At 61.2% G+C, this 7,659-nt stretch carries 5 protein-coding genes and 3 pseudogenes; 3 read left to right on the top strand and 5 right to left on the bottom strand.

Annotated features, from left to right (window positions below):
* The 3 genes and pseudogenes from P0D89_RS49735 to P0D89_RS49725 all read right to left on the bottom strand — a co-directional run.
* The coding region (locus tag P0D89_RS49735; RefSeq protein WP_408379178.1) for a PAS domain-containing protein at positions 1-857 on the bottom strand (857 nt) is incomplete at its 3' end.
* 485 nt (positions 858-1,342) lie between these two features.
* On the bottom strand, positions 1,343-1,729 hold the full coding sequence (locus P0D89_RS49730) for a response regulator transcription factor (protein ID WP_408370241.1): 387 nt from the start codon (positions 1,727-1,729) through the stop codon (positions 1,343-1,345).
* Positions 1,730-1,886: 157 nt separating this feature from the next.
* Positions 1,887-2,102: pseudogene (locus P0D89_RS49725) on the bottom strand (ATP-binding protein); the annotation flags it as partial.
* Between the two features lie 430 nt (positions 2,103-2,532).
* Here P0D89_RS49725 and P0D89_RS49720 point away from each other — a divergent pair.
* From P0D89_RS49720 to P0D89_RS49710, 3 genes and pseudogenes are all read left to right on the top strand, one after another.
* Positions 2,533-2,789: pseudogene (locus tag P0D89_RS49720) on the top strand (hypothetical protein); the annotation flags it as partial.
* A 20-nt stretch (positions 2,790-2,809) separates the two neighbouring features.
* Positions 2,810-3,520 (top strand): hypothetical protein, encoded by a 711-nt coding sequence (locus tag P0D89_RS49715; RefSeq protein WP_408370244.1) that lies wholly within the window; start codon positions 2,810-2,812, stop codon positions 3,518-3,520.
* Between the two features lie 435 nt (positions 3,521-3,955).
* Positions 3,956-5,998: an arabinofuranosidase catalytic domain-containing protein gene (locus tag P0D89_RS49710; protein ID WP_408370247.1), complete on the top strand. Its 2,043-nt coding sequence runs from the start codon at positions 3,956-3,958 to the stop codon at positions 5,996-5,998.
* A gap of 178 nt (positions 5,999-6,176) precedes the next feature.
* Here P0D89_RS49710 and P0D89_RS49705 read toward each other — a convergent pair.
* Positions 6,177-6,836, bottom strand: a pseudogene (locus P0D89_RS49705) (MFS transporter); the annotation flags it as partial.
* Between the two features lie 280 nt (positions 6,837-7,116).
* Positions 7,117-7,602: a TIR domain-containing protein gene (locus P0D89_RS49700; RefSeq protein WP_408379177.1), complete on the bottom strand. Its 486-nt coding sequence runs from the start codon at positions 7,600-7,602 to the stop codon at positions 7,117-7,119.
* Positions 7,603-7,659: the final 57 nt, after the last annotated feature.

The raw sequence follows: 7,659 nt of genomic DNA, 5'->3' as shown, positions 1-7,659 counted from the left end.
TCGGCGGCCTCCGAGTTGCTCAGAATCGCGGTAAGGGGCTGGTTCAGTTCATGCGCGATCGACACTGCCAGGTGACCCATCGTTGACACGCGCGTCAGATGGGCCAGTTCCTGCCGGTTTCGGTACAGTTCATACCGCTCGGTTCTGTCGATGATGACCGTGAGCACAGTCTCTTCATCTCCGAATCGAACCGTCTTGAGTCCGACCTCGACCGGGAACTCGGTCCCGTCCTTACGACGCGCGAACAGATCGCGAGGGGCCGGCACTACGGAAGCGTGTGCCATGCGGGCGATCTCGGGTTCCGGCGTGGAGCCCCTGTCGCTCAGCAGTTGCGAAACGAGCATAGTCGCAGGCTGTCCGCTCAGTTCGTCACGTCGATAGCCGAAGAGCCTTTCGGTTTGCGCGTTGACCAGCACAATCCGGCCGTGATGATCAACAGTAAGAATGGCAACTGGCAGGAATTCCAGAGCGCTCCGGAATTTTTCTTCGGCCTGCTTGCGGTCGGTGATGTCGACGCATGAACCAACGTAGCCGAGAAACGTACCGTCGACGTCCTCCTGCGGCACGCCGGTATCGAGGATCCAGCGATACACGCCATCCCGTCTTCGCAGACGGTATTCCATCGTGAAATCCTTGCGCGCGTCAAACGATGAGACGTAAACGCTCAGGCAGCGTTCGAAATCGTCCGGGTGCACACCCTCTGCCCACCCGTTGCCGATTTCCTGCTCCAACGTGCGGCCCGTAAAATCCAGCCACGGCTTGTTGAAAAACGTACACAGCCGAGCCGTATCCGACATCCAGATCATCACCGGAGCCGTGTCCATCATCGTCCGGAAGCGCGCTTCGCTTTCCCACATGGATTTTTCCTCTCGCGCGGCTTGTCGCGCTTGACGGGCCGGCACCCTGCGATACAAGCGCCCTGACGCGGGGGATCAACCAGACACTGCGTCAATGACGCGACACTCTCAGCTTGCAATTTTGCAAGGTCCGCAGACAACAAAACGGGGCAAAAGTTGACTCCGTCGTAGTCGTTAAAGAGGCATGGTAAATGTGTGGCATGCTTACTGCAACGGCCCTCGATCAGACGCGAAACGGCGGCTGGTGGGATTCGACCTAGGAGAAGCTTTGCATAACGCCGAAGAGCGGTCGTTCACACTGGGATCTGGGATCGGTGACCGTCTCTTCATGGCCGGGCGCCGCCTCATGCAATGGGCATACGCAGCTTGAACCTCGCAAGGCTGTGATCGGCAGTACGCGACCCTCTTCGGACGGCCGCCTTCTGCGCATGTATGGTTGGATTAAGCCTTGAACCGGACATTCAGCGGCAGTTGGGCGAAGCGCTTTATGGAAGTTGGCGTAGCTCTAGAGCTTTTTCCACAGCCCTAATCAATGCGGCGGCGTTGAACGGCTTTTTCAGGTAGCCCGCGGCACCTCTCGCGAGAGCCTTCTCGCGAACGGCCGGATCGTCGTGCCCGGTAATGAAGATGATGGGCACGCCAGTCGGGGCTAGGCGGCGCTGCAGCTCCAGCCCGTCGATCCCTGGCATCTTGAAGTCCACGATCACGCAGGCGGGCCGGCACGAAGCTGCCGACGACAGCGTGCCCAGAAATGCCTCGCCACTGGGAAAAGTCTTCGCCTCTACCCCGACAGAGTGCAGCAAACGCTTGAGGGCGCGGCGAACTGATTCGTCATCGTCAACCACCGCGACGATTTGATTGAAGTTGACCATTTAACGTCGCGATAGCGACCCGCAAGCTGATTGTAGGCGCAGCGTAACTGGGGATCGGTTGATGCGCTATAGGACTTTGGTCGGCTATTGCCGGAGGCGGATGTCGCAATGTCGGGTGGGTCGCCCCTGCTTGCTACGCCGGGCCGTGAGCGCCATATTACGGTTCGTTGACACGCGGGAGGGACACCGAAAATGAGGTCTCCGTCTCGTCGGACCGCGCTTCGATCACACCGTGATGTGCCTTGGCGATTTCGCCTGCAATGTAAAGACCCAGTCCGAGGCTACCCGACCCCTCCCCTTCGCCCTGATGGTCCGGCCCCCGCGTCAGGGGATCGAAGATGCGCGCCAGCGTTGCGTGCTCGATATAACATCCCTCGCGCGAACAGATTGATAGCTCCGGGACGCCCGGATCATTGAACCCGCGAACGATACGTTGCCCTTCACCACCAGACGCGAGGATACGTTGCGGCGATAATGGGTGTTATCTCGGCTGCGCATCCCAAGTCTCCCCTGCACCGCACCGGGCACGACCGCCGTTGTGCCCGGTGCGCCGCTATGGCTGCAGGCATAGCGAGGCCGACCTATCAGCGGCGTCGAACCTGTACCATTTTGTACGCGCACGGCGCAGACAAGCCTGGCTTCCCTGCCGCTCGCGGATTTTCGATAAAAGAAATCAATCATCAACAATCTTGTCTCGACACTGGCTGTTACGGCAAAGCTGTAACTATGGCCAGTCCGAATTTTGCAACCTTGGTTTTGACGTCGTTTGGCTGGCGCCAATCTATCCGGAATCATGTTGGAGGTTGGCCGCGCTGAACGCGCCCGGCGCACACGCGGCATTCGAACAGGCGCTGAGCTGCGCAAGTGACGTCGCGCCGCGCTGCCTGTTCGCCGACTGGCTCGCCGCGCAACCGGACGATGCGGACCGCCGCCGCGCCGGCGCCTCTATGCGGAAATCGTTCAAGACGCCAAACATTGGCCGCGTCACGCGCGCGAGCATAATCGCGAGTGGCTGCAGCGCGCGCAGGCCGCGTTGGCTTCAGGAGCGGCTCGGACGTGAGCACGTTAAGGAGAAGTTCGATGCCACACGCGGCCCGGTCTTTTAGCTCGGCGCTCTACGCGACGATTGCGGCGCTCGTTTTCGGTGCGGGTTTCGGTGCGGGTGATGCTTCGACTTCGGCGCAGGCCGCTGGGACCGCCAACCGGTTCGAATGGCCCGCGTCATTCGTCGTGCTCGGCGATGGTTATCCGCACTCTGGCGATGCATGCCGACGGCTCGGCGAGTCGGCCGCGACTGCGAACTATCTCGACCACACGTCGATGCTGGTCGGCTGTCCGGGCGCGAGCGATAGCGCCGCCGTGCGCGCGATCGTCGGGCATCATCGGCATGCGCGGGTCGTCGGCGAAGCGGATGGCGTGACGCTCATCTCGATTTCGACGGAACGCGGTCCGGTCGGTTCGCAGAACAGCCACGCGCCCCTAACGGAATCGCCTATCAGCGCGACCGGCACGCTGCCCTGCGAGCGCGACAACGGACAGACCAAAACGATGTGCAAGTTCGGCGTCGTCCATCACAGCGATCGATCGAATACGGTCGTGGTCTACTGGCCCGATGGCACGACGCGGGCGATTTTCTTTGGTGTCAACGGCCGGGTAATCGGCACAGCTGCGGCCGCGAGCGATCGTCCGATGCCCGGCAACACGCTGACCCGGAAGCACGCCGGCATCAATCTGATTTCAGTCGGCAATGAGCGCTACGAAATCGAGGACACTGTTCTGTCCGGTGGTTGAATGGCGTTCAAGTACATTGGCGCAAGCCATGCGCGGTTGAACATGTAATTTGCCGCGCGTCACTTTCATTTCCATCCCTTCGCTTTAAACCCTTGTCATGGGGCGCACGGTGCGCCGCGACGCCATGTTCAGGCATGCCGCGTGCCGATGCACGACTCGCACACGACAGTATTAGTAATAATTCAAAAAAGCTGCTGGTCCATGCGAATTGCCTACAGCGCCCTGACGCGTGATTCTTTCAATTCGATAATGCAAGTATGAGGGATTACCCCATGGCGTCAAATCGATATTATTGATTAATATTATTACTTACCAGATGTTGCGCGCCGGCCCGACCGGCTGCCTTTTGCGAGCATCAACGACCATAACGATTCTTTACATCGATCTGTACACCTAAGTATTTCAACCCGATCAGCGGTTCCATAGGAGGAGGTCATGATGTCCAGAAGAATGGGATTAGTGGCGGTCTGGCTGGCGATAGCCGTCGGACTCGCCGCATGTAATGGCGACAATAGCGGCGCGTCGACCTCGCCGGTGGCGAATGCGGCCACCGCGAACCCGGCGCCCTCCAACAGCGCGGCGCAGTCGAATTCGAATGCATCGGCGGACGACAACGCGGCGATCACCACCGCGCTGCCCTGCGACGCCGCCGCCACGGCCAACACGCCCTGCTCCGCGGCGCACAGCGTGACACGTCTGCTGACGAAGAACTACCAGGGCCCGCTGTTCCAGATTCAACGCGCGTCCGATAACACGACGCTCGACGTCTATCCGTACACCAACAGCACGCTCAAGGGCGGCGATCGCTCGCTGGTCGGCTCGGCGAATGTGCAGAGCACGCAGTCCTTCTGCAACAACACGACCTGCTCGGTTGTCTACATCTACGATCAGGTCGATCTGGTCGCGCCATTGAAAGGGGGGGCATTCGGTAACGTACCAGCGACGCTCACACTGAACCAGGATGGCACGGAATCGTTGACGGTGCCCAACGGCACCTCGGGCTCGCAGAAAACGACCACCGTGCCAGTCCTCAACGGCTTCGCGACGATCACGCTGCCCGGCACCGCGGGCACCTTGACAGTGCAACTGCAGCAGCCTCCGACCGCATTGACCGCGCAAGCGCCGACCGAGCAAGTGACGATTGGTAACGACTTGCCCGCGCTCCCCGGCACGCCGGCCAAGCTCGCGTTCGTCACGACGAACGGCGTGCGAATTCCGGCTCTCGGCACGTTGGCCGGCCAAGCCTATCGCAAGCGCTTCGGCACGGTGAACCAGTCGATCGGCGATAGCGAAATCGCCGAGTACATGGTGGCCGGCGCGCACTACAGCCAATCGTCGACCTGCTGCGGCACCTACGGCAACATGGAAAACAGCGCGAATCCCAGCACCTATTCGCACGGCGAAGTGGAAGGCGAAATGTTCGCGCTCGCGTTCTCGAACGGCAACGCGGCCGTGTTCGGCTATTGCGACGGCGACTCGATCCAGCCGTCGAACGTGAAGGACCCGGTGTGCAATGCGCTCGATACCAACTGGCCGGGCGTCGATGCGGAAGCCGGAGTGTATCTGTACGGTCCGCAGCAGCCGGCGAAAGAGAAGTTCGTCACGGTCCTGTCGAAGTACTCGCCGGTCACCGCCTCGAATCTCTTCGCGGTTAAAGGCGGTTCCGCTTCACAAAGCGTGCTGACGTCGCTGTACGACCAGGCGCCGCCTGAAGCGCTGAACTTCGGCCACGACGCGGGTCATGCGTTCAACGGCCAATGGCAGGGCGGTCTCTCGCTCGGCGAAGGCGGCGACGGCAGCGCCGCGCCGATCCAGTTCTTCGAAGGCGCGATCCTCACGAAGGCGACGTCCGATACGACCGACAACGCAATCCAGTCGAGCATCGCGAGCTTCTACGGGCCGCCGTCCAACGCGGCCGCGTCGGCCTGCTATGCGAACAACCTGATCGACTCGCCGCTCAGTCTCGCGACGCCGGATGCGTGGTCGCAGTCGAACGGCGGCACCGCCGTGCCCGCCACCGACATCTCCGGCGTGAATCGCGGCGCAGCGACGATCACGACCACGAATGGTTCGGCCGTGTCGAACATCCATGAAGTGATCCGCGTGCAGGGCGGCCAGTCGTACACGTTCACCGACTATGTGCTCGCCACCGCCAACGCGACGGTGTTCCCCGGCGGCTCGATCCAGACCGACGATCCGAGCGGCGCCGAGTTCGGCTGGGTGCTGAACACGAACACCGGCGCAATCGTCCGCGGTACTTGGGGCGCGGGTCAGCCGACCGCGCTGAGCGCGGTGAAAGCGGGCAACTGGTGGAAAGTGACGATGACGCTGGCGGCTCCCGCGGGATCGAACAATGCGCAGGTGTTCATCGATCCGCCCACGTCGAGCAGCGCAGGCGTGCGTTCGCAGCAGGTCGCGTATCTGAGCGCGACGCATTACTGCCCGAGCCTCGCGATCATGAGCGCTGCGAAGTCGTAAGCACGATGAGCGCGACGTAGCGACGGATGATTCGTTGACGCGTCGCGCGATTGAAAGCAGACTCGCTCACTATGCAAGCCCTCGCGTCCGACACGATCGCGAAAGCCTGTTGCAATAGACGCTTTTGATCGCGCGTGGCCGAACCGCAGCGATCGGCGGCCGGCCACGCCATGTCACTTCAACCAATCATTTCCTGCTTCCCCGGAATGCCCGACCCGCGCAACGAACACCCGCGCGTTTCGGTGACGAAGATCAGCGCAATCGCGCCAACGACGCACGCGGCCATCATGTAATAAGCGGGCACCAACGCATTGCCCGTATGCGCGACGAGCCATTCGTTCGCCATCGGCGCGGTACCGCCGAAAATCGACGTCGACACGTTATAGGCGATCGCCATCCCCGCATAACGGACCTGCGTCGGGAACATCGCGGGAAACATCGCCGAGATGCTGGCGAGTTGCGGCACGTACAACAGACCGAGCACCGAAAAGCCGATCATGGCACCGACCAGGCCGGGCTTCATCAGCAGGAACATCGGAATCGCCGCGACGAACAGGCCGATCAGCGAAAACCACCAGACGTTCTTGCGTCCGACGCGATCCGAGAACGTGCCCGCAAAAGGCAGAAACACCATCATCGCAAGCATGCCGATCAGCGGCACGAGCAAGGACATGTTGTCGCTCATGCCCAGCTGCTTCTGCATGAAAGTCGGCATATAGGCGAGCAGCACGTAGTTGACGACGTTCAACGCGACCACGAGTTCGCCGAGCTGGATCAACGGTTTCCAATAGTCGCGCAGCAACGCTTTCAGCGTGACGCAGCTGCGCTGCTCCTCGTGCATTGTGAGCGGCCCAAAACGGACTCTCGAGGGTTGAGTTCAGCGGCTGCTGAAGGCGACGCCCTCGCGTGACGTGCCAGGTGTATATGCCGCTTCACAAAAAGAAACGGCTCGATCATTTGCGCGTCATGCCTTCGGCGACGTAGCTCCCCTTTGTTCGGCAACATCGTTCCTCCGTTGAGATATTTCGTTGAAGCATGTTCGATCATGTCGCACGCGAACAGCAACAGCCCGGCGTCGAGCCGGCTCGCGAAAATCCCGTCCATGGCCGACGAACCAGCTATTGACCATACATCGTGTCAAGTTCGCGGCGTAGCACGTGAAGTCCGGCTTCCACGTGTCCCGTGGGGAACGGCACGTATGCGATGCCAGCCAGGTTCGTTGGAACATTCACGCCATCCTCGTGTAGCAGAACCACCCGTTTGCGACCGTACCGACCGTGGAAGTACCCGGCGGCAACATTTAGCGGACCTTGCCCATACGCCGCTGCAAGTGAGTAGGTCTGACCGCTCGACATACTCCCCGCGGCCCCGCCAAGCGCGTACATGCCTTCCCACTGGAATCCCACATAACTCGGACTCGCATACTTCACTGCGCTATTGACGCCGAGGCTTTCGTCGTAGTTGTCGAGATCGCCCGGGGTCGCGAACGACGAACCAAAGATCGCCGCCTCGGTGAGTGGTTCTATCAGATCGATCGACCTGCCGCCCGAGCGTGACGGTACCGACCGGAACGCTCGACAGGCCGGCGGTGGCGACCCGCCCAAACAGCCGCCCGTTGTTGTTCAGCGCGCCGTCGCTGTGAGCGGACCCGTTTTCGAGCC

The organism is Paraburkholderia sp. RL18-085-BIA-A (assembly GCF_046027075.1).
In the GTDB taxonomy this organism is placed as follows: Bacteria; Pseudomonadota; Gammaproteobacteria; order Burkholderiales; family Burkholderiaceae; genus Paraburkholderia.
The sequence above is the reverse complement of the archived record's forward strand: the minus strand, read 5'-3'. Positions and strand labels throughout refer to the sequence as shown.